Annotated in this window: 25 protein-coding genes; 5 read left to right on the forward strand and 20 right to left on the reverse strand. The window is 73.6% G+C overall.

All coding sequences use genetic code 11. From position 1 onward, the window contains the following. Positions 1 to 47: 47 nt before the first annotated feature. Positions 48 to 1079: a DUF418 domain-containing protein gene (locus ACIBQ8_RS19065; RefSeq protein WP_397192577.1), complete on the reverse strand. Its 1032-nt coding sequence runs from the start codon at positions 1077 to 1079 to the stop codon at positions 48 to 50. Between the two features lie 118 nt (positions 1080 to 1197). Between ACIBQ8_RS19065 and ACIBQ8_RS19070 the strand changes: the two genes are divergently transcribed. After that, positions 1198 to 2370: a sensor histidine kinase gene (locus ACIBQ8_RS19070; protein WP_397192578.1), complete on the forward strand. Its 1173-nt coding sequence runs from the start codon at positions 1198 to 1200 to the stop codon at positions 2368 to 2370. Next, entirely contained in the window at positions 2367 to 3014 is a 648-nt protein-coding gene (locus ACIBQ8_RS19075) for a response regulator (RefSeq protein ID WP_397170029.1), read from the forward strand. The genes ACIBQ8_RS19070 and ACIBQ8_RS19075 overlap by 4 nt, the downstream gene beginning before the upstream one ends. 22 nt (positions 3015 to 3036) lie before the next feature. Here ACIBQ8_RS19075 and ACIBQ8_RS19080 read toward each other — a convergent pair whose 3' ends face one another. The 4 genes from ACIBQ8_RS19080 to ACIBQ8_RS19095 are packed head-to-tail and all read right to left on the reverse strand — an operon-like array spanning position 3037 to position 6204. After that, positions 3037 to 3447: an Rrf2 family transcriptional regulator gene (locus tag ACIBQ8_RS19080; RefSeq protein WP_352324791.1), complete on the reverse strand. Its 411-nt coding sequence runs from the start codon at positions 3445 to 3447 to the stop codon at positions 3037 to 3039. Between the two features lie 13 nt (positions 3448 to 3460). Further along, positions 3461 to 4324, reverse strand: a complete 864-nt coding sequence (locus ACIBQ8_RS19085; RefSeq protein WP_397170031.1) for an ABC transporter permease — start codon at positions 4322 to 4324, stop codon at positions 3461 to 3463. Continuing rightward, positions 4321 to 5127, reverse strand: a complete 807-nt coding sequence (locus ACIBQ8_RS19090; protein WP_397192579.1) for an ABC transporter ATP-binding protein — start codon at positions 5125 to 5127, stop codon at positions 4321 to 4323. Before ACIBQ8_RS19090 ends, ACIBQ8_RS19085 begins: the two co-directional genes overlap by 4 nt. A gap of 12 nt (positions 5128 to 5139) precedes the next feature. Continuing rightward, positions 5140 to 6204 (reverse strand): ABC transporter substrate-binding protein, encoded by a 1065-nt coding sequence (locus tag ACIBQ8_RS19095; protein WP_397192580.1) that lies wholly within the window; start codon positions 6202 to 6204, stop codon positions 5140 to 5142. Between the two features lie 219 nt (positions 6205 to 6423). Here ACIBQ8_RS19095 and ACIBQ8_RS19100 point away from each other — a divergent pair, with 219 nt between their 5' ends. From ACIBQ8_RS19100 to ACIBQ8_RS19110, 3 genes are all read left to right on the forward strand, one after another. Then, positions 6424 to 7320 (forward strand): TauD/TfdA dioxygenase family protein, encoded by an 897-nt coding sequence (locus tag ACIBQ8_RS19100; protein WP_397192581.1) that lies wholly within the window; start codon positions 6424 to 6426, stop codon positions 7318 to 7320. A 140-nt stretch (positions 7321 to 7460) separates the two neighbouring features. Then, positions 7461 to 7595, forward strand: coding sequence for a hypothetical protein (locus tag ACIBQ8_RS19105; protein WP_397170037.1), 135 nt, complete (start codon positions 7461 to 7463; stop codon positions 7593 to 7595). Then, positions 7595 to 8692, forward strand: coding sequence for a YeiH family protein (locus ACIBQ8_RS19110; RefSeq protein WP_397192582.1), 1098 nt, complete (start codon positions 7595 to 7597; stop codon positions 8690 to 8692). The genes ACIBQ8_RS19105 and ACIBQ8_RS19110 overlap by 1 nt, the downstream gene beginning before the upstream one ends. A gap of 31 nt (positions 8693 to 8723) precedes the next feature. Here ACIBQ8_RS19110 and ACIBQ8_RS19115 read toward each other — a convergent pair whose 3' ends face one another. The 15 genes from ACIBQ8_RS19115 to ACIBQ8_RS19185 all read right to left on the reverse strand — a co-directional run bounded on the left by ACIBQ8_RS19115 (position 8724) and on the right by ACIBQ8_RS19185 (position 23198). Then, positions 8724 to 9263 carry an OsmC family protein gene (locus tag ACIBQ8_RS19115; protein ID WP_397170041.1) on the reverse strand — a complete coding sequence of 180 codons (540 nt, stop codon included), beginning with the start codon at positions 9261 to 9263 and terminating at the stop codon, positions 8724 to 8726. 24 nt (positions 9264 to 9287) lie between these two features. After that, positions 9288 to 9908, reverse strand: a complete 621-nt coding sequence (locus tag ACIBQ8_RS19120) for a VOC family protein (RefSeq protein ID WP_397192583.1) — start codon at positions 9906 to 9908, stop codon at positions 9288 to 9290. Beyond that, positions 9905 to 10471, reverse strand: a complete 567-nt coding sequence (locus tag ACIBQ8_RS19125) for an alkylhydroperoxidase domain protein (protein ID WP_397192584.1) — start codon at positions 10469 to 10471, stop codon at positions 9905 to 9907. Before ACIBQ8_RS19125 ends, ACIBQ8_RS19120 begins: the two co-directional genes overlap by 4 nt. Beyond that, positions 10468 to 11052: a CMD domain protein gene (locus ACIBQ8_RS19130; protein ID WP_397170045.1), complete on the reverse strand. Its 585-nt coding sequence runs from the start codon at positions 11050 to 11052 to the stop codon at positions 10468 to 10470. Before ACIBQ8_RS19130 ends, ACIBQ8_RS19125 begins: the two co-directional genes overlap by 4 nt. Beyond that, positions 11049 to 12041, reverse strand: coding sequence for a putative FMN-dependent luciferase-like monooxygenase (locus tag ACIBQ8_RS19135; RefSeq protein ID WP_397192585.1), 993 nt, complete (start codon positions 12039 to 12041; stop codon positions 11049 to 11051). Before ACIBQ8_RS19135 ends, ACIBQ8_RS19130 begins: the two co-directional genes overlap by 4 nt. Continuing rightward, positions 12038 to 13585, reverse strand: coding sequence for a dipeptide ABC transporter ATP-binding protein (locus ACIBQ8_RS19140; RefSeq protein WP_397192586.1), 1548 nt, complete (start codon positions 13583 to 13585; stop codon positions 12038 to 12040). Before ACIBQ8_RS19140 ends, ACIBQ8_RS19135 begins: the two co-directional genes overlap by 4 nt. After that, the gene (locus tag ACIBQ8_RS19145; RefSeq protein ID WP_397192587.1) at positions 13582 to 14370 is read right to left on the reverse strand and encodes an ABC transporter permease; all 789 of its coding nucleotides are present in this window, start codon (positions 14368 to 14370) and stop codon (positions 13582 to 13584) included. Before ACIBQ8_RS19145 ends, ACIBQ8_RS19140 begins: the two co-directional genes overlap by 4 nt. Continuing rightward, positions 14367 to 15296: an ABC transporter permease gene (locus ACIBQ8_RS19150; protein WP_397170052.1), complete on the reverse strand. Its 930-nt coding sequence runs from the start codon at positions 15294 to 15296 to the stop codon at positions 14367 to 14369. Before ACIBQ8_RS19150 ends, ACIBQ8_RS19145 begins: the two co-directional genes overlap by 4 nt. Continuing rightward, on the reverse strand, positions 15293 to 16915 hold the full coding sequence (locus tag ACIBQ8_RS19155; RefSeq protein WP_397192588.1) for a TIGR04028 family ABC transporter substrate-binding protein: 1623 nt from the start codon (positions 16913 to 16915) through the stop codon (positions 15293 to 15295). The genes ACIBQ8_RS19150 and ACIBQ8_RS19155 overlap by 4 nt, the downstream gene beginning before the upstream one ends. A gap of 195 nt (positions 16916 to 17110) precedes the next feature. Next, positions 17111 to 18259, reverse strand: coding sequence for an LLM class flavin-dependent oxidoreductase (locus ACIBQ8_RS19160; RefSeq protein WP_397192589.1), 1149 nt, complete (start codon positions 18257 to 18259; stop codon positions 17111 to 17113). Next, positions 18256 to 19290 carry an LLM class flavin-dependent oxidoreductase gene (locus tag ACIBQ8_RS19165; protein ID WP_397170057.1) on the reverse strand — a complete coding sequence of 345 codons (1035 nt, stop codon included), beginning with the start codon at positions 19288 to 19290 and terminating at the stop codon, positions 18256 to 18258. Before ACIBQ8_RS19165 ends, ACIBQ8_RS19160 begins: the two co-directional genes overlap by 4 nt. After that, a complete protein-coding gene (locus ACIBQ8_RS19170; protein WP_397192590.1) occupies positions 19287 to 20456 on the reverse strand; it encodes an LLM class flavin-dependent oxidoreductase in 1170 nt (389 codons plus the stop codon). The genes ACIBQ8_RS19165 and ACIBQ8_RS19170 overlap by 4 nt, the downstream gene beginning before the upstream one ends. Beyond that, positions 20453 to 21775, reverse strand: coding sequence for an NtaA/DmoA family FMN-dependent monooxygenase (locus ACIBQ8_RS19175; RefSeq protein WP_397170060.1), 1323 nt, complete (start codon positions 21773 to 21775; stop codon positions 20453 to 20455). The genes ACIBQ8_RS19170 and ACIBQ8_RS19175 overlap by 4 nt, the downstream gene beginning before the upstream one ends. Then, the gene (locus ACIBQ8_RS19180; RefSeq protein ID WP_397192591.1) at positions 21772 to 22683 is read right to left on the reverse strand and encodes a glutathione S-transferase C-terminal domain-containing protein; all 912 of its coding nucleotides are present in this window, start codon (positions 22681 to 22683) and stop codon (positions 21772 to 21774) included. The genes ACIBQ8_RS19175 and ACIBQ8_RS19180 overlap by 4 nt, the downstream gene beginning before the upstream one ends. Then, positions 22680 to 23198 (reverse strand): flavin reductase family protein, encoded by a 519-nt coding sequence (locus ACIBQ8_RS19185; RefSeq protein WP_397170063.1) that lies wholly within the window; start codon positions 23196 to 23198, stop codon positions 22680 to 22682. Before ACIBQ8_RS19185 ends, ACIBQ8_RS19180 begins: the two co-directional genes overlap by 4 nt. Positions 23199 to 23224 lie beyond the last annotated feature (26 nt).

The following is a 23224-nucleotide window of genomic DNA, read 5'->3' on the forward strand; positions in this document are numbered from 1 at the left end:
GGCCGGGCGGAGGGTTGCAGGGATTCGTCCCGGAATTTTCTCCTGCCTCACCGGCCCCGCTGGACGGGACGGCGGCCCCAGGTGGCCCAGCGCCACAGCCATTCCAGCGGGCCGAAGCGGTACCGGCGCAGCCACAGGGTGGACCACGCCCACTGCAGAGCCAGGATGACGGCGGCGATCCCCACGATCGTGGTCAGCGTCCAGCTCTCCGGGGGGCCGCCGGCCAGCCTGCCGAGGACCAGGACCAGGACGGTGGCGCTCAGGTAGTTGGTCAGCGCCATGCGGCCCAGCGGGGCGAAGACGGCCCGCAGCGCCGGACGCAGCGGGGTCCTGAGCAGGACGAGCAGGACGCACACGTACAGACCGGCCATGAGCAGCCCGGACGCGGCCATCGGCAGGGGGACGCCCGTGGTCCCCGCCTGCCAGGTCAGGGCCGGGACGGTGGCCGCGGCGAAGCCCACGGCCAGCAGCGCCGGGACGCGGGTGGAGCTCTCGATCCGGTCGATCACGCCGTACCTGGTGAGGGCCGAGCCCAGCAGGAACAGGCCGGGCACCAGCATCGTGCCGCCCCCGAAGGCGAGCAGCGCCGCGACGACGAGCACGGCGGCGAGCCCGGCCACGGCCCAGCGCGGCAGCCACGTCGAGGGCAGCAGCACCACCAGGCCGACGACCGCGTAGACGGTCAGGATGTCGCCGCGCCACAGCAGGAACATGTGCGCCAGGCCCATGCAGCCCAGCACGAGGAGCCTGCGCAGCAGCAGCGCCCGCGGACGGGGCACGCGGGCCGCGGCGGAGTCGAGCAGCAGCGAGAAGCCGACGCCGAACAGCAGCGAGAAGATCGGGAAGAAGCGCTGCTCGACGAGCAGGCCCAGCCAGCGGGCGGTGTCGTCGAGCGTCGCCTGCTGCGCGGTGACGGGGTCGGTGCCGACGTGCGAGATCGGCTGGACGTTGGCCAGCAGGATCCCGCACAGGGCGAAACCGCGCACGACGTCGAGCGCGATGATGCGCGACCGCCCGGCGGCGGGGGGCGGGCTGTCCTGGGGCAGGGCGCGGGCGGGCCGCGGGTCGTCATGGGGCATGAAGCCTCATCCTGCGGCGGGCGGCGGGGCGCGGGGAGGGTCCGAAGCAGGGTTCGGGCCGCGGCGACCGTACTTTCGGCCGGTGTGCCGGGCGGCCCCGCCTCCCTAGCCTGGGTGCGTGAACGTGCGGAACCGGCCGGAGCTCGCCTGGCCTGGCGGGCGGCGGGCCGCGGCCGTGACGGCGCAGGCCGCGCTGGCGGCGGCGGCCGTCGCCGTGCTCGCCTTCTGGGCCGCTCTGATCGCCGGGAGCTGGGGCGGCGGCTACTGGGTGTTCGACTGCGCGGCGGGAGCGGCGGTGTGCGCGCTGGCCCTGGCCCGCCGCCTGACCCCGGTGTGGACGGCCGCGGGCGGGCTGGCGGTGGCGGCGGTGGCCGTCGTGGTCGCCGCGTGGGCCGGGCTGCCCAACGAGCCGGGACCGGCCATGGCGCTGGGCCTGTCCGTGCTGGTCGGCTCGGCCGTCAGGACGCTTCCCGTACGGCCGGCCTGCGCCGTCGCGGCAGGTGGGCTCGCGGTCGTCGCGGCGAGCGTGCCCGGGGCGCACAACGGGGCCACGGTGGCGCTCAACGCGGCCGGGTGGCTGGCCGCCCTGGGCGTCGGCGGCGGTCTGCGGCTGCTGGCGGCGCGCCGCCTGTCGGCCGCCGACCGCGTCCGGCACGACGAGCGCCGCAGGCTCGCCAGGGAGCTGCACGACGTGGCCGCCCACCACCTGACCGGCATCGTCCTGCAGGCCCAGGCCGCCCGGCTGCTGGCCCGCAGGGGGTCGGGCCCGCTGGAGGAGTCGCTGGAGGAGTCGCTGGAGGACATCGAGGACGCCGGCGCCGGCGCCCTGGCCGCGCTGCGCCGCGTCGTGGGCCTGCTGCGCGAGGCCGCCGACGACGTGCCCGGCCCGCCCGGCCGGCTCACCGACCTGGTCGGCGGCTTCGACGGCCCGCCCGTGACCCTGCGCGCCCCCGGCGGGACCGAGGGCTGGCCGCCGGAGGTGGCCGGCACCGTCTACCGGATCGTCCAGGAGTCGCTGACGAACGTCGCCCGCCACGCGGCCCGCGCCCGCGCGGTCACCGTGGAGGTCGCCGTCGAGGTCACCGGGCAGGAGTGCGCGGTCGTGGTCGAGGTCGCCGACGACGCGCCGGCCGCGCCGCCGTCCCGCAGCCGCGGCGGCTACGGCCTGCTCGGCATGCGCGAACGCGTCGAGGCCCTCGACGGCACCCTGCGCGCGGGCCCCCGGCCGGAGGGCGGCTGGACGGTCCACGCCACCCTGCCGCTCGCCGGGCCCCTCAAGGGGCGGCGATGACGATCGGCGTGCTGCTGGCCGACGACCAGGCGATGGTCCGGCGGGGCCTGCGGCTGATCCTGGAGGACCAGCCCGACATCCGCGTGGTGGCCGAGGCCCGGGACGGCGTGGAGGCCGTGGAGCTGGCCCGGCGGGTACGCCCCGACGTCTGCCTCGTGGACATCCTCATGCCCGGCATGGACGGCATCGCGGTGACCCGCGCCCTGGCCGGCGCCGGCGTGCCCGACCCGCTGCCGGTGGTCGTGGTCACCACCTTCGACCTGGACGAGTACGTCTACGACGCGCTGCGCTCCGGCGCGGCCGGGTTCGTGCTGAAGGACGCCGGCCCGGCCCTGCTCGCCGAGGCCGTACGGGCGGCCGGCGCCGGGGACGCCCTGATCTCGCCGTCGATCACGCCGCGCCTGCTGGGCCGCCTGGCCGGGCGGGCGCCGCGCGCGAAGGGAGCGGTGCGCCCGCTGTCGGAGCGGGAGACCGACGTGGTGCGCGCCGTGGCCGCCGGAAGCACCAACCAGGAGATCGCCGCCGCCCTGCACATCTCACTGAGCACCGTGAAGGGCCACATCTCCGCCATCCTGGACAAGCTGGGCGTACGCAACCGGGTCGAGATCATCGCGTGGGCCTGGGAGAACGGGGTGGCCGGCTAGCCGCGGGCCGGTGGGACGTCCCTCAGCGCGGCTCGTCGCCCAGCCGCACGCTCGCGCGGGCGATGTCGGCCAGCGTGATGTCGGCCAGCATCATCTCCTCGTGGTCGCGCAGCGCGCTCCACACCTCGGCGAGCGGGCTGGCCACACCGGGATAGCCGCCGTGGTCGCCGCCCTCGGAGACGCCTTCGACGATCAGCACGATGTCGGCGAGGGTGATCTCGCCGGCGGGCCTGGCCAGCCAGTAGCCGCCGTCGGGGCCGCGCTGGCTGTGCAGCAGGCCCGCCCGGCGCAGCTGCAGCAGGATGTTGTCGAGGAACTTGCGGGGGATGCCCTGGGCCGTGGCGATCTTCTCGGCGGGCATGGGGCCCGGCGGCGCCGCGGCCAGCTCGGCCGCGGCGCGCAGGGCGTACTGGGTTCTGGCGGAGATCCGCATGACCGTCTGCTGCTCAGGCGCTCACCTGGTGCAGGCCCCAGCGGCGGCGCAGCGCGCCGTCCGCCAGGCCGAAGACGCGGTCCACCACGATGCCGATGACCAGGATGACGATCATGGTGGCCAGCAGGCCGGGCGAGTCGGCCAGCTCGCGGGCGTAGTGGAGCTGCTCGCCCAGCGAGGCCTGGTTGGCGATGATGACCAGCAGCTCACCGGCCATCAGCGAGCGCCAGGCGAACGCCCAGCCCTGCTTGAGCCCGGCCAGGAACGACGGCAGCGAGGCCGGCAGGATGACGTGCCGGTAGAGCGCGATCCGGCGGAAGCCGAGCATGTGCCCGGCGCGCAGCAGGATCGGCGGCGTGTAGTCCACCCCGGTGATCAGGCCGTTGGCGATGGACGGCGCCGCGCCCAGCACCACCACGAACAGGATCGCGCTCTCCGACAGCCCGAACAGCAGGATGGCCAGCGGGAACCAGGCGATGGACGGCATCGTCTGGAGCCCGGTGATCAGCGAGCCCGTGGCGCGGCGCAGCGGCCCGATCCGCGAGACCAGCGCCCCGACGACCAGCCCGGCGGCGATCGCCAGGGCGAACCCGGTGACCGCGCGGCGCATGGTGACCGTCAGCGCGGTGTAGAACTCGGGGTCGCCCAGCCGGTGCCCGAGCTCGGCGAGCGTGGTGACCGGCCCGGCGAAGACGTACTCGGGCCACCAGCCCGCCCACACCACGGCCTGCCAGACGGCCAGCACGATGAGCACGGCCGTGGCGATCGGCCACAGCCCCGCCCACAGCCGGGAGGCCGGGCCGGCGCGGTGGCCGGTGCCCAGCTCCAGCGCGTCGAGCCCGGCGAGCTGCTGGGCGTGGGTGTCCGTCGTCGTCATGCGGGCTCCTCCTGACGGGCGTGGCGCAGGACCTCCTGGCGGAGGCGGCCGGTGATCTCCCCCGCCAGCTCGGCCACCTCGCCCGAGTCGGTACGCCGGGGCCGCGGCAGCGCGACGGGGAAGTCCTCGACCACCCGCCCCGGCCGGCTGGACAGCAGCACGACCCGGTCGCCGAGCCGGACGGCCTCGCGCACGTTGTGGGTGACGAACAGGACCGACAGGGCGCGTTCCCGCCAGATGCGTTCGAGCTCGTCGTGCAGCAGGTCGCGGGTCATGGCGTCCAGGGCGCCGAAGGGCTCGTCCATCAGCAGCACGTCGGCGTCCTGGGCGAGCGCCCTGGCCAGGGCGACGCGCTGGCGCATGCCGCCGGACAGCTCGTGCGGCCGTTTCCCGCCGAACCCGGCCAGGTGGACGATGTCGAGGAACTCGGCGGCCCGGTCCCGGCGCTCCCGCCTGCTCACGCCCTTGGCGCGCATTGCCATCTCGACGTTGGCCGAGACGGTCAGCCAGGGGAACAGCGCGGGTTCCTGGAACATGAGCGCGACGCGGTCGCCGTCCACGTCGATCCGGCCGGCCGTGGGCCGGTCGAGCCCGGCGACCAGCGACAGCAGCGTGCTCTTGCCGCAGCCGGACGCGCCGAGCAGGCAGACGAACTCGCCGGGGGCCACCGACAGCGAGACCTGGTCGAGGGCTTGCAGGGCCGTCCGGCCCTGACCGTAGAGCTTGGAGACGGCCTCCAGCCGGACCGCGGGGCTCTGCCCCTCGACCCGGCCGGTGACCTGCTCCGTGAGCGGAGCGGACATCGCGTGCGCCTCCTACTTGTCGGAGATGGCCTGCTGGCCCTTGGCGGCGAGGACCTCGTTGAGGACCTTGAGGTCGTAGATGCCGTTCAGGTCGACCGGGTCGAGGAGGCCGACCTTGGTCGCGTGCTCGGCGCTGCCCACCAGCGACGAGGCGATCGGGTCGTTGGTGAAGGTGATGTTCTTGAACGCGCTGTCCAGCACCTCGGGCTTGAGCGCCTTGCCGGTCAGCTTCTGCAGCGCGGCGTTGGCGGTCTGCGCGGCGCCGGCCGGGTCCTTGGCGATGACGTCGTTGGCCTCGACGTGCGCCTCGATCAGCTTCCTGAGCAGGTCGGGGTGCTCCTTGGCCCACTCCTGGCGGACGATGAGGTGAGTGATCACGAACTGCTTGTTCGGCCACAGGTCGCGCTCGTCGACCAGCACCTTGCCGCCGCTCTCCTTGATCAGGCGGCTGGCGAACGGCTCGGGCACCCAGGCGCCGTCGATGTCGCCGGTGGCGAAGGTCTGGATGGTCTGGGAGTTCTCCTGGGGCACGATGGAGACCTCGCCACCGCCCTTGGTGTCGGTCTTGATGCCCTTCTCGGTCAGCCAGTAGCGCAGCGCGACGTCCTGGGTGTTGCCGAGCTGCGGGGTGGCGATCTTCTTGCCCTTGAGGTCCTCCACCGAGTTGATCCCGGGCTTGACCACGAGGAACACGCCGCCGGACGCCGCCCCGGCGACGATCTTGATGGCCTGGCCCTTCGACTTCGACCAGGCGTTGATGGCCGGGTTGGGGCCGACGTAGGTGGCGTCGATGGCGCCGGAGAACACGGCCTCGATCGCGGCCGGGCCGGCGTTGAACGTGCTGGTCTTCGGCGCGGCCCCGAGGTGCTTGGCGTAGATGCCCTTCTCGACGCCGACCAGGGCGGTGGCGTGGGTGATGTTGGGGAAGAAGCCCAGGCGCACCTGCGCGCCGCCGGCTCCCCCGCTCTTCGCGCCGCTGTCCGCAGGGCTGCCGCTGCCCCCACAGGCGGCCGCCATGGTCGTCAGCGCCAGGGCGGCCAGGGTGGCCACCGTTACGCGAACCCTGCGAGCGTTCATCTCTTCTCCCTATTTCCCACTTATTTAGTGGCTTTAGAGTGTTTATAGGAGCAAGGGAGGGCGCTCGTCAATCCCACTCTGGGTCACAGACTCTTCACGAAAGGCAGCGGACCCGCGCACCGGACGGCCTTCACCCCAGCACGGCGATCTTATTCCGTCAAGCCCTACCAATTTAGTGGGTTTTTATTTACGGTGGAGGCGTACGGAAGGAAGGACACCATGCCATCCCTGACCATCACCCCCGTCGCCGGCCGTATAGGAGCCGAGATCACCGGGGTGCGGCTCGCGCCCGATCTGCACCCCGACGTCGTGGCCGAGCTCCGCCAGGCCCTCCTCACCCACAAAGTGATCTTCCTGCGCGGTCAGGAGCACCTCGACGAGCAGAGCCAGGTGGGCTTCGCCCGGCTGCTCGGCGAGCCGACCGCCGCCCACCCGACCGTGCCCGCGCTGCACGGCAACGCCCACATCCTGGACCTCGACTACAGCAACGGCCACAAGGTCGACCGCTGGCACACCGACGTGACCTTCGTGGACCGGCCGCCGCTGGCCTCGGTGCTGCGCGCGGTCGTCGTGCCCGAGGCGGGCGGCGACACGTTGTGGGCCAACACCGTCAGCGCCTACGAGAACCTGCCCGCCGAGCTGCGCGACCTGCTCGACCGGCTGCGCGCCGTGCACACCAACCAGTACGACTACGTCCGCACGGCCGCGATCGACGAGCGGGCCCGCGAGCACGCCGAGGTGTTCGCCTCCACCCTGTTCGAGACCGAGCACCCGGTCGTGCGCGTGCACCCGGAGACCGGCGAGCGCTCGATCCTGCTCGGCGACTTCGCCAAGCGGCTGAGCGGCCTGTCCGGGCACGCCTCCGGGGCGGTCATCCGGCTGGTCCAGGAGCACGTCACCGAGGTGGAGAACACCGTCCGCTGGCGCTGGTCGCCCGGCGACGTGGCGATCTGGGACAACCGGGCCACCCAGCACCGCGTGGTGCACGACTTCGGCGACCGTCCCCGCCGCCTGCACCGGGTCACGATCGCCGGGGACGTGCCGGTCGGCGTGGACGGCCGGACCAGCACCGCCCTCAGCGGTGACGCCGCCGCTTACTCGCCGATCGCCGCCTGACCCTCCCCGGGGCCGCCCCGGCCACGAACGTCGCCGTGGCCGGGGCCTGGCGGATCGGCCGCGCGGCGAACTTCGAGCCAGTGCGGGCGGGGTTGGCTGGGCCCCGCCCGCACGTCCCCCCCACCTGAAAGGCATCGCCCATGAGCACCGACGAATCCCCCACCGGACGCGAGAGCCGCGTCGCGATCAACGAGGACTGGGCCGCCACGGCCGTCGGCCTGGTCCTGCTCGTCCTCGTCCTCGCCGGCGTCATCCCCGTCGGGCTGGTGCCCTGATGAGCGCCCCGGCCGTCGCCGCCGACCGCGCGACCTGGCACGGGACGGCGCTCGGCGTCCTGGTCGTCCTCGTGCTGGCCGCCGCGACCCGGTTCCTGGAGAAGGGCGTGCCCGGCTGGTTCCCCGGCTCCGGGCTCGCCAAGGCCGTCGAGTTCCCGATCTACGCGATCGCCCTCGGGCTGCTCGGCAACGCGCTGCTGACCGCGGCCGGGCTGCGGGAGCGGCTGGCCGGCGGGTTCCGCACCGAGTTCTTCATCAAGACCGGGCTGGTGCTGCTCGGCGCGTCCATCAACCTCAAGGTGATCGTGACCGCCGCCGGGCCGGCCGTGCTCCAGGCGATCGTGCTGATCAGCACGGTGTTCCTGTTCACCTGGTGGCTCGGCGGGCGGCTCGGGCTCGACGACCGGCTGCGCGCGCTGCTGTCGTCGGCCGTGTCGATCTGCGGGGTCAGCGCGGCCATCGCGGCGGCGGGGGCCGTCCAGGCCAGGAAGGAGCAGCTCGCATACAGCGCGAGCCTGGTGATCGCGTTCGCGCTGCCGTCGATCTTCGTCCTGCCCGCCCTGGCCTCGGCGTTCGGGCTGCCGCCCGAGGTGGCGGGGGCCTGGATCGGCGGCAACATCGACACCACCGCCGCCGTCACCGCCGCCGGCACGATCGCGGGCGAGGACGCCCTGGCCATCGCCACGATCGTCAAGGTCACCCAGAACGCGCTCATCGGCGTCGTCGTGGTCGCGCTGACCGCCTGGTTCGCCTTCCGCGTCGAGCGGCGGGCGGACGCCGAGCGGCCGGGGGCGGCCGAGCTGTGGCGGCGCTTCCCGAAGTTCGTGCTCGGGTTCGTCGCCGCGTCCGTGATCGCCACCTGGTGGCTCACGACGGTCCCGGCGGCCGAGGGCAAGGCGGTCGTCGGGGTCGCCAACGACCTGCGGACCTGGTTCCTGATCCTGGCGTTCGTCAGCATCGGGCTGGAGTTCCGGGTGGCGGCGCTGCGGGCGGCCGGCTGGCGGCCGGTCGCCGTGTTCGCCGCCGCGACGGTGGTGAACGTGGTCGTCGCGCTCGCCCTGGCCCTGGCCCTGTTCTCCGGCTTCACGGCCGGCTGAGGGCCCCGCCCTCGGGGGGCGGGGCCGTCCGCTAGGCGACGGGCAGCTGCGCGGGGTCCGCCACCCGGACGATCGAGCCGCTGATCTGCTGCGGGTTGCGGATCAGGTTGAGGATCGGGCAGACCCGCTCGACCTCGGCGTGCAGCCCGGCCAGCTGCTCGTCGGAGGCGGGCGAGCCGATCTGCACCTCGTAGCGGAAGTTGTGCGGGTACACCGGGACGCCCTGGTCGCCGGGGAGCTGGGCCCTCGGGTCGTACTCGGCGCGGACGTCCACCTCCAGGGAGTCGATCGGCACCTCCAGCTCGGCCGCCTTGATCAGGAAGATGTGCGTCACGCAGCTACCCAGGACGCCGGCCTGCAGCTCGGGCGAGCCGGGGCCGAGGTCGTAGCCGGCGAAGTCGGGGCCGCTGTCGCTGATGATCTGGTGGTCCCTGATCCTGATGCGCCGGATCCCGCTGCGGCCCTCGGCCGTGACGTGGGCGTGCAGCGGCACCGGGCCGCCCGCCGGGGCCTCCCGGCGGGCCAGCAGGGCGGCGCGCTTGTGCGACAGGTACTCGCGAAGGGTGCTCATGGGTCTTTCTCTCTCGAACGGGGTTCAGCTCAGGGTCACGTGGCCGAGCGGGGTGTCGACGACGGCCCGCAGGCCGGGCTCCGGCCCCTCGGTGACGTCGAGCGTCACGTCGAGGGCGGCCAGGTCGCGGCGGAGCGCGCCGGGATCGGGGTGGACGGCGGCGAAGGAGACCAGGCCAAGCAGCGGCAGGTCCGTGGCGGCCGGGTGGGTGGTCCTCCCCCAGTCGATGAGGAAGGGCACCGGACGGATCGCGGCCGGGTCCTCGCGCCGGGTGAGCCGCCACTCCAGCAGCTCGCCGGACGGGGTGCGCCGGGACAGCGGCTGCACGTCGCCGGGGTCGTAGCCGCGCTCGCGGGCCAGCTCCACGGTCTTGTCGAGGTCCTGCGGATGCACGGCCCAGGCGGCCAGGCGCGGCTCGGTCAGCGTCGCCAGCCCGAACGCCCGCGGCCGCGCCTCCGACTCCGGGTCCGGCCCGATGATCTCCAGGTACGCGGTCGGCCCGAAGCGCACCAGGTAGTTCGCGGTGCCGCCGGGATGGCTGCCGCCCCGGACGGGCCGCACGCCGGTGCGCGCGGCGAAGTCCTCGACCCCCGCGAGCAGGTCGGGAACGGCATAGACGAGGTGGTCGAGGTGACGGTCGGTCATCGGTGGTCCTCCGGTTCGCCGAGTGAGAGCATGAGCCGGTTCGCCCAGTTGAAGAAGGCGGCGGCGTGGATGGCGTCGCTGATCGCCAGGTCGTCCAGCCCGGCCGCGCGCAGCGCCGCGACGTGCTCGGGCCCGAACTCCACGGGCGTGGCGGCCAGCGCGACCGAGGCGTCGACGACCGCCCGCCAGGTGCCGTCCTGCGGCGCGTCCACCCCCTCGTCGAGCAGGCGCTGCACGTCCTTCGGGCGCTTGGAGTGGTGGGCGGCGAAGCGGGCGTGCACCGACGCGCAGAACACGCAGCCGTTGCGCCGCGAGGTCGCGGTCGCGGCCAGCTCGCGCTCGGCGCGCGGCAGCCCGCCGTCGACGTTGTAGAAGATGTCGTTGTCGGTCTTGGTGCGCGCGTGCAGGATCTCGGGGTCGCGGGCCAGCAGCAGGAAGTACGGCGACGACGCCCGCGCCCGGTCCACCAGCGCCTCGTAGTGGGCCTCGGTCAGCTCCTCCGGCGCGAGCGGCGGCAGCCAGGGCCGCCAGCCGAGCTGTTCCTGGGTGAAGCCGGTGCTCACGCCGCCGCCTCCGCGTCGAGCAGGCGCAGGCCGCCGACCACTCGCACCTGGAAGGCGAGGAAGGCGACGAGCTGCGACAACGTCACCACGCCCGTCGGGCTCCAGCCGGCCGCGGCCAGCGCCTCCAGGGCCTGCCCGCTGGCCTCGCGGGGCCGGAACACCAGCAGGTGCGCGTGCTCGAACGCGGCGGTGAGCCGGACGCCCAGCGCGTCCGGTTCGCGTACCCGGTAGCGCAGGCCCTCGTCGCTCTCGGCGGCCAGCGGCGCGGGGTAGACGCCGTACGGGCCGGTGGTGGCGCCCGCCTCGACCTCGGTCTCGACGGCCTTCAGCAGGCCGGGGGCCAGCTCGGCGAGCCGGTCGGCGTAGAAGCCGGCGACGACGGCGTCGCGGTGCAGCCCGGTCACGAAGGCCGCGACGGCGTCGCGTTCGACGAGGGTGACCTCGCCCTCCTCGTCGGGGGCGAAGAGCGCGTCGAAGCCGCGCTGGGCGTGCTCGCGGGCGGCGGGCCGCAGGTCGCGCAGCTTGTCGAGGCGGGAGCCCGGTCTTATCCCGGCCAGGTGGTCGATGACGTCGTTGATCATGTGGAGCTCATTTCGGTGGAGGGGAGCCAGCCGAGCGCGGGTGCGACCTCGGTCGCCAGCAACTCGGTCGAACGCAGGATCAGCGGATGCGGCGGGTCCACCGAGTGCACCTGGAAGACCAGGTCGGTGACCCGTTCGAGGGTCGGATCGGCGCGCAGGCTGTCGATGACGTCCTGCGGGGTGCCCACGTGCACGTCGAAGGCGGCGATGCGGCTGTCGAGGTCGCCGCCGGGCAGCTCCCACGGCAGCCGGCCGCGCCCGAGCCCCCGCTCGGCCCAACGCAGCGCCTCGGCGCGGCTGTCGGCCACGAACGCGGTCCGCGAGGCCACGATGCGCGGGACGACGCCCGCGGGCAGGTTCTCGTGGTAGGCGTCCACGATCGGGCGTTGCAGGTCGGCCAGCGTCGCCTGCGGGTCGTCGGCCGGCCGGGGCTGCGTGCGGGAGAGCATGAGCCCGTTGCCGGCCCGGCCGGCGCGCGCTCCGCCGGCGGCCGAGAACGTCGCCTCCCAGATCGCGCCGGGCAGCCGGGGCGCGGGCGGATAGAGCCGGTTGCCGCCGCCCAGGTCCTCGCCCGACCAGGCCCGCAGCAGGATCGACAGGTGCTCGGCGTACAGGGCGGCGCGGTCGCCGCTGTCGTGCCCGAACGGCCCGAACGACGACGGCGTCCCGCCGCTGCCCACCCCGATCTCCAGCCGTCCGCCGGTGAGCAGGTCGAGCACGGCGGCGTCCTCGGCCACCCGCACCGGGTGCTCCAGCGGCAGCGTGATGATGCCGGTGCCGAGCCGGATCCGGCTGGTACGGGCCGCCACGTGGGCGAGGAACACCAGCGGCGCGGGCAGCCCGCCCTCCTCGCCGTCGAAGTGGTGCTGGGCCACCCAGGCGGTGTCGAAGCCGAGCGACTCGGCGTGCGCGATCTGCTCGGCGGCCAGCCGGTAGCGCTCGGCCGGGGGCGCCTCGTCCAGGACCCGGGTGAAGAAGCCGAGCCTCATCGCACCGGCTCCGGGATGGCGGCGAGCAGCTCGCGGGTGTAGTCGTCGGCCGGGTCGGTGAAGACCCGCCGGGTGGATCCTGATTCCACGATGCGTCCTTTGTTCATGACGGAGACGGTGTGCGAGATCTGCCGCACCACCGCCAGGTCGTGCGAGATGAAGAGGTAGGTCAGGCCGAGGTCGCGCTGGAGCTGTCCGAGCAGGTCGAGGATCTGCGCCTGGACCGTGACGTCGAGCGCCGAGACGGCCTCGTCCAGCACGAGCACCTGCGGGCCGGCGGCCAGCGCGCGGGCGATGGCCACCCGCTGCCGCTGCCCGCCCGACAGCTCGCGCGGCCTGCGCGACGACACGTCCGCGGGCAGCGCCACCCGGTCGAGGAGCTCGGCGACGCGGGCCTTGCGGGCGGCCCGGTCGCCGAGCCGGAAGTTGCGCAACGGCTCCTCCACGATGTCGGCGACCGGCTGCCGCGGGTCCAGCGACCCGTACGGGTTCTGGTGCACGAGCTGGACGTGCCGGCGGAAGCCGCGGCCGCCGGGGGCCCCGGGGACGGTGACCGTGCCCGACGTGGGCTCGGCGAAGCGCACCACCATGCGCGCGGTGGTGGTCTTGCCGGACCCCGACTCCCCGACGAGCGCGTGCGTGGTGCCGCGCGGCACCTCGAAGGAGACGCCGTCCACGGCCCGGAAGGCCCGCCGCCCCGACCGGAACTCCTTGACCAGGTCGCGCACCACGATCGCGGGCTCGGCGGCCACCGGCTCGCGGAAGGGGCGGGCCGACAGCGCGGGGGCGTCGCGCAGCAGCCCGCGGGTGTAGTCCGCGCCGGGCGCCGCCAGGACGCCCCTGGTCGGGCCCTGCTCCTCGACGCGGCCGTCCTTCATGACGACCAGCCGGTCGGAGCGGCTCGCGGCCACGCCGAGGTCGTGGGTGACCAGCAGCACGGCGGTGCCGAACTCGGCGCGCAGGTCGTCGATGAGGTCCAGGATGCGCCGCTGCACGGTGACGTCCAGGGCGCTGGTGGGCTCGTCGGCGATGATCAGCCGGGGTTCGAGCGCGACGGCGATGGCGATCAGCACGCGCTGGCGCATGCCGCCGGACAGCTCGTGCGGGTACTGGCGGGCCCGCGTCTCGGGGTCGGGCAGGCCGACGCGGGTGAGCAGCTCGACGACCCGGCGCCGGACGGCGGCCCGGTCGCCGCGCTTGTGGATGCGCAGCACCTCGGCGATCTGCGCCCCGACCGTCTTGACCGGATCGAGCGAGTTGGACGGATCCTGCGGCACCAGCCCGATCTGGGCCCCGCGGACGGACTCCATCCGCCGCGGCGACCAGGTCGCCAGGTCGTTCTCCCCCAGCAGGACGCTGCCGCGGTCCAGCGAGGCGTTGCGCGGCAGCAGGCCGATGATCGAGTGCGCGGTCGTGGTCTTGCCGGACCCCGACTCGCCGACGACCGCCACCACCTCCCCCGGCTCGACGGTGAAGGAGACGCCGTGGACCGCCGGGCGGCCGTCGTAGGAGACCGCGAGGTCGCGGACGTCGAGCAGGCTCACGAGGACTCCTTGGCGATGGACCGGCTGATCCGGCCGGCGGCCAGCACGACCGCGACCACCACGGCCCCGGGCAGCGTGGTCAGCCACCAGGACGTGGCCAGGTAGTTGCGGCCCTCGGCGATGAGCAGCCCCCACTCGGGGGTCGGCGGCTCGGCGCCGTAGCCGAGGAAGCCGAGCGTCGAGATGGCCAGGATGGCCACGCCGAACTGCAGGGCGGCCAGCGCGACGACGGGGCCGAGCGAGTTGGGCAGCACGTGCCGCCACAGCACGGCGGTGAACCGGCCGCCGCTGCCGAACGCGGCCTCGACGTAGTCGGTGCGGCGCACCCGGACGACCTCCGACCGCGACAGCCGGGCGAACGCGGCGACCGAGCCGACGCCGACCGCGACGGCCACGTTCACCGTCCCCGGGCCGAGCAGGATGATCACTACCAGGGCCAGGAGCAGGCCGGGGATCGACAGCAGCACGTCCACGACCCGCATGACGGCGGCGTCGGGCACCCCGCCGAGCGAGCCGGCCAGCAGCCCGAGCAGCGTGCCGAGCAGCAGGCCGACCGCGACGGCGACGAACGCCCCCGACAGCGAGTGCACGGCCCCGTGCACCACCCGCGCGAACACGTCCCGCCCGACGGCGTCGGTGCCGAACAGGTGCTGCCCGCTCGGCGCCTGGAGCTTCTCGACCGGCACGCCGGCGATCGGGTCGTACCCGGTGAACAGCCCCGGGACGACCGCCCACAACAGCGCCACGGCGACCACCGTCCAGGACAGGATCAGGCCCGCCCTCACGACGCCGCCCTCAGCCGCGGGTCGAGCACCGGGAACAACACGTCCACCACCAAGTTGACCAGGACGAACACCGCCGCGGCGAGCACCACCACGGCCAGCATCACCGGCGTGTCCTGGGCGGTCACGGCCTGCTCGGTGAGCCGGCCGACGCCGTTGCGGCCGAAGACGGTCTCCGTCACGACCGAGCCCGCGATCAGCTCGCCGAACGTCAGGCCCGCCACGGTCAGCGTCGGCAGGACGGCGTTGCGCGCCACGTGCCGCCACAGGATCCACCAGCGGGTGGCGCCCTTGGCCGCGATCACCGGCACGAACGGCTGGGCGTACACCTGGTCGATGCCGCGCGCCAGCACCTGCGCGACGGGCGCCGAGATCGGCACGGCCAGCGTCAGCACCGGCAGGACGAGCTGCTGCAGCTCGCCGCCCCCGATGACCGGCACCAGCCGCAGCCGGAAGGAGAAGACCTGGATCAGCAGGATCCCCAGCCAGAACGCCGGGACCGAGATGAACAGCGACGGCACCGACAGCAGCGCCCCGCGCAGCCACGACGTCCTGCTGTAGCTCGCCACGAACGCGATCACCACGGCGAGCAGCACCGCCAGGACGAACGCCGCAGAGGCCAGCCGGGCCGTCTCGGGCAGCGCCTCGCCCAGGCGCTCGACCACCGGGGCGCCGGTGTCGATCGAGTAGCCGAAGCCGCCGGTCAGGAAGCCGGTCAGGGTGCGCAGGTACTCGCCGATCGGCGAGCCGCCGCTGTAGTACGCCCGGATGTCGGCGATCTGCTGCGGCGACAGGCCGAGCTCGGGGTTCTGGAACTTGATCAGGATCGAGTCGCCGGGCAGCAGTTGCAGCAGCACGTAGCTCGCGGTGAAGGCGGCCCACAGCACGAGCACCGCCTGCCCGGCCCGGGTCAGGAGATACCTGGTCATTGCTGGGCCTTCCACGCCGAGTAGAACCACGGCCGGGCGACCGCCTCGAAGGCCACGCCCTTGACGTACGGCGCGCCGCCGTACACCTGGGGCTCCTCGAACAGGGGGATGGCGTAGCCCTGGTCGATCACGTACCGCTGGATCTCGCCGACCTTGGCGTTGCGCTTGGCGTTGTCGGGCTCGGCGGACTCCTCCTCCAGCAGGGTGTCGAGCTTCTTGTCCTTGGACAGGATGACGTCGCGGTTCTGGCTGTGGAAGTGGCTCTTGATGACGTCCTGGTCGGCGCGGCCGACCATGCTGTGCGCGACGGCGGTCTTCTCGGCGTCCTTGATGTCCACGGCCTGGGTGCCGGCGTCGGCGGGGCGGATCTCCAGCTGCACGCCGAGCTTGGCCCACTGCTGGCCGACGAGTTCGAGCGTCTGCTTGGACAGCGGCTGCGGGCCGGCGACGAAGACGCCCAGCCGCAGCTTGACGCCGTCCTTCTCGCGCACGCCGTCGGCGCCCCTCGTCCAGCCGGCCTTGTCGAGCAGCGCGTTGGCCCTGGCCGGGTCGTAGGCCAGGTCCTCGGACAGGTCGAGGTAGCCCTGGGCGAGGTGGCTGAGCACGGAGGTGGCCCGCGGGTAGCTCGCGGTGAACAGGGTGTCGACGACCTCCTTGGCGTCGGTGCCCGCCTGGAGCGCCTTGCGCACGCCGAGGTCCTTCAGGATGCTGTTGGACGGCCGCAGGTACAGGCCGTTGTTCACGCCCCTGGTCGGCTCGGCGTAGATCTGGAAGCCGGCGTCCTTGACGGTCTTCTCGTCGTACGCCTGGACATAGCGCACGAAGTCGGCCTGGCCGGAGGTCAGCGCGCCGACCCGGACGTTGTCCTCGGGCGTCACGATGATCTTGATCTCGTCCAGGTACGCCCGTCCCTGGTGCTTCGACGACGGCGGCGCCCAGTCGTAGTCCTTGCGGGCGGCCAGGTCCACCTCCTTGTCGACGATCTGCTTCTTCAGCGTGAAGGGGCCCGAGCCGACGATGTTCTTGAGCTGGCACTGCTGCTCGTACGGCAGCGAGATCGTCTTCTTCGACACCAGCCCGGCCCCGATGACCGAGGTGCCCTGGAGGAAGCCGGGAGAGGGCTTCTTGAAGTGGAAGCGCACGGTCAGCGGGTCGACGACCTCGCTGCGCTCGTAGTTGTTGACGAACTCGGCGACCGGCAGCTTGAGCTCGGTGTTCCCGAGGCCGTACACGTCGAAGTTGGCGGCGACGGCGGCGGCGTCGAGCGGGCTGCCGTCGCTGAAGGTCACGCCCTGGCGCAGGTGGAAGGTGTATTCGGTGGCGTCGTCGTTCACCTCCCACTTGGTGGCGATCCAGGGCTCGATCTCCAGGGTCTGCGGGTTCTGCCAGGTCAGCTTGTCGGTGATCTGGTTGAGGATGCCGCCGTTGGGATAGAAGCCGGCGGCCGGCAGGTAGAGGCAGGTGGGCGGCTGGTGCTCCAGGTAGGTCAGCGTGCCGCCGTAGACCGGCTGACCGCTGGACGGCGCCGCGCCGGCAGCACCCCCTTGGCCGCCACAGGCGCCGAGGAGCCCAACGACGGCGAGCATGACGGCTGCGGTGCGCAGGCTGGATGAGGACATGGGGGTACTGCCTTTCAGACAAAACATACCTAAAAAGTAGGAAAAGGCTACAGCAAACGCGCGACCGCCGCCACCAGGGGCTTCTGTCCGACCGTCAGAGGCGTTCCGAGGTCACGGGCCTGGCCCGCGTCACGGGCGTTTCCGGGCCGCGGGCGTGTCCAGGCCACGAGCTTCCCCGGTTACGGGCTTTCGCGGTTACGGGCTTTCCCAGGCTTCGGCGAGGAGTTCGTAGGAGCGCACGCGGTCGGCGGGGTCGTGGGTGATGGTGGTGACCAGCAGCTCGTCGGCCCCGGTGACCCGGCGCAGCACCCGCAGCCCCTCGGCCACCGCGCGCGGCGTGCCGACGAACCGGGTGTCGATCCGGTCCTTGACCAGCGCGCGGTCGGCCTCCGTCCAGACGTGCCGGGCCGCCTCCCGCGGCGTCGGGTACGGCATCGCGCCCGCCCCCGTCCTGATGCTGCGCACCCACAACCCGTACGGCGAGGCCAGCTCGCGCGCCCTGGCCTCGTCCTGCGCCACCACCGCGTCGGCCGACACGATCACGTACGGCTCGGCCAGCTCGTCCGACGGCTTGAACGCCTCGCGGTACGCCTCCACGGCCTCCAGCACACTCGACGGGCTGACGTGGTAGTTGGCCGCGAACGGCAACCCGCGCTCCCCCGCGACCCGGGCGCTCTGCCCGCCGCTGCTGCCCAGGATCCACACCTGCACGTCGGCCCCCTCGCCGGGCGTCACGTGCGCCTCGTGGGTCCCGCCGAGCAGGGCCAGCAGCTCGTCGACCTGGTCGGCGAAGTCGGGCGTCACCGCTCCGGGCTGCTGGAGCAGGCTCGCCTGGAAGGCCAGGCGGGGGATCCCGGCCAGCCGCGACCAGTCGAAGGGCGGCGGGATGAGCAGCCCGTCCACCACCCTGGCCTCCTTGCCCGCGGGACCCGCGGAAGCCTGCCCGGCCCCGCGCCCGGCCCCGCGTTCGGCCCCGCGCCCGGCCCCGCGTTCGGCCCCGCGTTCGGCCGCGCGCCGCCCCGAGCGTCCGATGCCCAGATCGAGCCGGCCCGGGTGCAGCGCGTCGATGATCCCGAACTCCTCGACCACGGACACCGGCGTCCGGTGGCCGAGCTGCACGGCTCCCGAGCCGACCCTGATCGTCGCGGTGGCCGCCGCCACCAGGCCGATCAGCACGGCGGGCGCCGCCCCGGCCACGCCCGGGGCGAAGTGGTGCTCGGCCAGCCAGTAACGGGCGTAGCCGAACTCCTCCGCGCGCCGGGCGAGCTCGATCGTGTCGCGTAACGCCTGGCCCGCGGTGCCGCCCGAGCTGATGGGGGCCAGGTCGAGGACGGACAGGCTCATGACGCGCTCCCCGGGAACGGGCGGCTGGGGATCTCCGCGCGCAGCGCCGGCGCGATCTCGGCCTGGAACAGCTCCAGCGTCTCCCGGTGCTGCCCCGGCGTCAGGCCGTCGGCGTCGGCGGGCAGGTGCATGACCTCGTGCCCGAACCGCTTGTGGTAGCGCAGCACCTTGTCGATGATCTGCTGCGGGCTGCCGACCAGGATCGAGCCGCGCTCGACGGCGTCCTCCAGGGTGGGGAAGACCGGCTGCACGCCGGCCCGCCGGAACGTCTCCAGGCGGGCCTGGTAGATCGGCCGGTACTCGGCCAGGGCCCGCTGCGAGGTGCGGGCCGCGTAGTAGCCCGCGCTGCCCGCCCCGACCAGGGCGTCGGCGGGGTCGTGGCCGTGGTGGGCCCAGCGTTCGCGGTAGTGGTCGATCAGCTCCGCGTAGGGCTCGATGGGGTTGGTGACGTTGGCCGAGAACAGCGGGTCGCCGTGGCGGGCGGCCAGCTCGACCGACTCCTTGCTGGTGGCGCTGCCGTGCCAGACCCTGATCGGCCGTTGCAGCGGGCGCGGCCAGGTCTCGGCGTCGGTCAGCGCGGGGCGGAAGCGGCCCTGCCAGGTGACCCGGTCCTCCCGCCACAGGCGGCGGAACAGCTCGTACGACTCGCGGTTGCGCTCCCACTGGTCCGCGGCGGTGACGTGGAAGAGCCTGGCCTGAGCCGCGCCGTTGCCCTTGCCGACGATCAGTTCGAGCCGGCCGCCGGACAGGTGGTCGAGCGTGGCGTAGTCCTCGTAGGCGCGGACCGGGTCGAGCAGGCTCAGCGTGGTGACCGCGGTGAACAGCCTGATCCTGGACGTCCTGGCGGCGATGTGGCTGAGCACGACCGGGGGCGAGGAGGAGATGAAGGGCCGCTCGTGCCGCTCGCCCACGCCGTAGCCGTCGAAGCCCAGTTCCTCGAAGAGCACGGCGGTCTCGACGACCTCGCGGAATCGTTGCGTGGGTGACCGGCCGTCGCTGTGGACGATCAATGTGATGCCCAGAAATTTCATGACACCTCCGCGTACCTGCTCGCCGGGCGCGGCAGGCCGAGCAGCCCGCGTAACGTCCGGGCCTCGTACCCGCTCCTGAAGGCCCCGCGCCCGCGCAGCTCGGCCGTCAGCTCCCGGCTGATCCGCTCCAGGTCGTACGGCACCGCCCCCGGCCGCAGCCGGAAGCCCTCGATCCCGGCCCGCCGCCACTCCAGCAGCAGGTCGGCCAGCTCCCCCGCGTCGCCGGCGAAGACCGCCGCGTCGGAGGTCAGTTCGGCCCCGTCCAGCTCGTCGAGCCGCGCCTTGCGCCGGGCCGCGTCCGGGCCCAGGAAGACGAGCAGGTCGGCGAAGATCCGCAGGTCGCCGGAGAATCCCCGGACCTCCCCGACGATCTCCCGTGCGTGCTCGGCCGAGCGCGGCGTGACGAAGACGACGTCCGCGCCGCCCGCCGCGAACTCGTACGGCAGCCGCGCGTGGGCCAGCGCGGCCACCACCGGCTGCCCCTGCGGCGACCTGGGCGTGATGGACGGCCCCCGCACCGAGAAGAACCCGCCCGCGAAGTCGATGTGGTGGAGCTTGCCGCGGTCGACGAAGCGGCCGGTGGCCACGTCCCTGATCTCGGCGTCGTCCTCCCAGCTGTCCCAGAGCCGCCGGGCCACCTCCACGGCGTCGGCGGCCTCGGCGAACAGGGCGCGTACGTGCGGGTCGGCCGACAGGTCCACCCCGCCGGGCCGGTTGAGCACCAGGTCGAGCGGGGCGAACCGGCGGCGGCCGAAGTGGGCCGCCTCGCTCGCCCGCGCCGAGACCTGCGGCCGCCAGCCCGCCCGGCCGCCGCTGACGTGGTCGAGGGTGGCGATGCCGATGGCCACGTGGAACGGCTCGGTGTGCGTGGTGGTCGCCGTCGGCACCAGCCCGATCCTGGTGGTGAGCGGCGCCAGGCGGGCCGCGAGCAGCACCGCGTCGAACCGGCCGCGTACCTGGTCGGTGCGGTCGTCGGGGCCGTCGGGCCGGGTGGACTGCAGGCCCAGGGCGTCCTCGAAGGTGACGAAGTCGAGCAGCCCGCGCTCGGCCTCGGCGACCAGCCCCGCCCAGTGGCCGGCCGAGAAGAGCCGCGCGGCGGGGGCCGCGCGCCAGGCGGCGGGGTGCCAGCCGGCGCCGTCCAGGGCCACGGCCAGGTGCAGCGTCATGACAGCTCCAGGTGCTCGCGCAGGGTGGTCCCGGTGTATCCGGCGCGGAAGACGCCGCGTTCGCGCAGCGCCGGCACCACCCGGTCGACGAACTCGTCCAGCCCGCCGGGGGTCAGGTGCGGGACGAGGATGAAGCCGTCGGCGGCGCCGGCCTGCACGTGCTCGTCCATCTGCCGGGCCACGCCCTCGGGGGTGCCGACGAACGTCTGCCGCCCGGTGACCTCGATCACCAGCTCGCGGATGCTCAGCCCCTTCTCCGCGGCCAGCGCCCGCCATTTGGCCGCCACCTCGGCGCGGTCCTTGATCGGCACCCGTCCCTGCGAGACGCCCTGCGACAGGTCCGGCTCGACGTCGGGGAACGGTCCATCGGGGTCGAAGGCCGACATGTCCCGCCCCCACACCTGCTCCAGGAACGCGATCGCGGTCTGCGGCCCGACCTGCTGCCGCCGGATCCGGGCCGCGTTCTCGGCGGCCTCCTCGTCGGTGTCGCCCAGCGCGAACGTCACGCCGGGCATGATCTTGAGCTGGTGCGGCTCGCGGCCGTACCGGGCCAGGCGGCCCTTGACGTCGGCGTAGAAGCGCCTGCCGTCCTCCAGCCGGCCGTGCGGGGTGAAGACCACGTCGGCGTGGGCGGCGGCGAACTCGCGGCCGTCGTCCGAGTCGCCGGCCTGGATGATCACCGGGTGTCCCTGCGGGGAGCGCGGCAGCGTGAACCGGCCCTCGACGGTGAAGTGCCTGCCCCGGTGGCTGACCGTGCCGATCGCGCCCTCCCGCAGGAAGCGGCCCGCGCCCTGGTCGGCGAGCACGGCGTCCGGCTGCCAGGAGTCCCACAGCTCGCGCGACAGCCGGACGAACTCCTCGGCCCGCCGGTACCGGTCGGCGGGGTCGAGGAAGCCGCCGCGGCGGAAGTTCTCGCCGGTGAAGGCGTCGGAGGTGGTCACCACGTTCCAGGCGGCCCGGCCCTCGCTCAGGTGGTCGAGCGTGGACAGCCGCCTGGCCAGCTCGTACGGCTCGTTGAAGGTGGCGTTGACCGTGCCCGCGAGCCCGAGCCGCGAGGTCACCGCGGCCAGGGCGCTGAGCACGGTCAGCGCCTCGGGCCTGCCGACCACGTCCAGGTCGTGGATGCGGCCTTTGAGCTCGCGCAGCCGCAGCCCCTCGGCCAGGAAGAAGAAGTCGAACGCGCCGCGCTCGGCCGTCCTGGCGAGGTGGACGAACGAGGCGAAGTCGATCTGGCTCCCCGACCGGGGATCGGCCCACACGGTGGTGTTGTTCACGCCGGGGAAGTGCGCGGCGAGGTGCACCTGCCTCTTGCGCGTCACCGGCCCCGCCCGTGCGGCGCGTCCCAGGCGGCGGGCAGGCCCTCGATGGTCTCGCCGAACGCCGGGCGCTGGTAGAGGTCGCGGGCGTAGCCCCAGAGGTGCTCGAAGTCGGGCAGCTCGCGCTCGCTGATCAGGTGCTCGCGGTTGTGCAGCGCGTCGAACCTGGCCAGCGTCACCCACAGCCGCACGTCCGCCTCGGTGATCGTGTCGCCGGTCAGGAAACGCCGCTCGGCCAGGCGTTCGTCCAGGCGTTCCAGGGCCGCGACGACGCGGTGGCGCTCGTCCTCGCGGGCGGCCTCGGTGCCGGCCGGGGCCACACGGGTGACGCCGGTGTTGACGTCGTGGTGGATCCACGCGTTCAGCTTGTCGATCTCGGCGCGCAGGTGCTCGGGGTAGAGGTCGATCGAGGTGTCGGCCCACTTCTCGAACTGGGTGGCCAGGTCGATCGTGATGTCGGGGAAGTTGTTGCTGACGATCCTGCGCCGCGCCCTGTCCCAGAGCACGGGCACCGAGATGTGGCCCGGGTAGCCCTTCTCGGTGGCGTCGTAGGCCTGCTCCAGGAAGGCGAAGCCGTTGACCGGGTCCGGGCCCCTGCGCTCCCTGAAGGCCCAGCCCCGGCCGTCGCGCTCGTCGTCCACGTACGACAGCGAGACGACGTCCTCCAGGCGCTTGAGCTTGCGGACGATCGCGACGCGCTGGGCGTAGGGGCAGGTCCAGGCGGCGTAGAGGTGGTAGCGGCCGGGCTCGGCGCGGTAGCCGCTGGTCCCGTCGGCGGTGACGCGGTCCTGGAAGGGGTAGACCGGGCGGTCCCAGCCGGCCGACAGGTGCAGGCGGCCGGGGCCGTAGCGGCCGTAGGCGATCCGGTCGAGCGGGCCGGCGTAGACCGGCGTGCCGGTGGTGGCGGTCACAGGTTCTCCTGGTGGGGTAGGAAGCGGCCGAACCGGCCCTGGTGGTAGAGCAGCGGGCGGCCGGCGTTGTGCGTGGCCGCCTCGGCCACCAGGCCGACGACCAGCACGTGGTCGCCGACCTCGACGGTCTCGTACGGCAGGCAGATCAGGTGGGCGGAGACGTCCTGGAGCAGCGGCGCGCCCAGCGGCCCCGCCCGCCACCGCGTGGGCGCGGCGAAGCGGTCTGCCCCCTTGCGCGCGAACCGCGCCGCCAGCTCGGCCTGGTCGCTGGCCAGGATGTTGACGGCGAAGTGGTCGGCCCCGCGCAACCACGGCCAGGTGGTGGAGGACTGGTCCACGTAGAAGGAGACGAGTGGCGGGTCGAGGCTGACCGAGGAGAACGAGGTGGCGGTGAGCCCCACGGGGATGCCCTCGCTCTGCGCGGTGATCACCACCACTCCGCTGGCGTGCACGGCGAGCGCCTGGCGGAACACGTCGGCGCCGACGGCCTGCTGGTCGGGCAGGGTGTCGGTCATGCGCCGGCCTCCGCTCGGTACGGGCG

It is taken from the genome of Nonomuraea sp. NPDC049646 (genome assembly GCF_044465525.1).
GTDB lineage: Bacteria > Actinomycetota > Actinomycetes > Streptosporangiales > Streptosporangiaceae > Nonomuraea.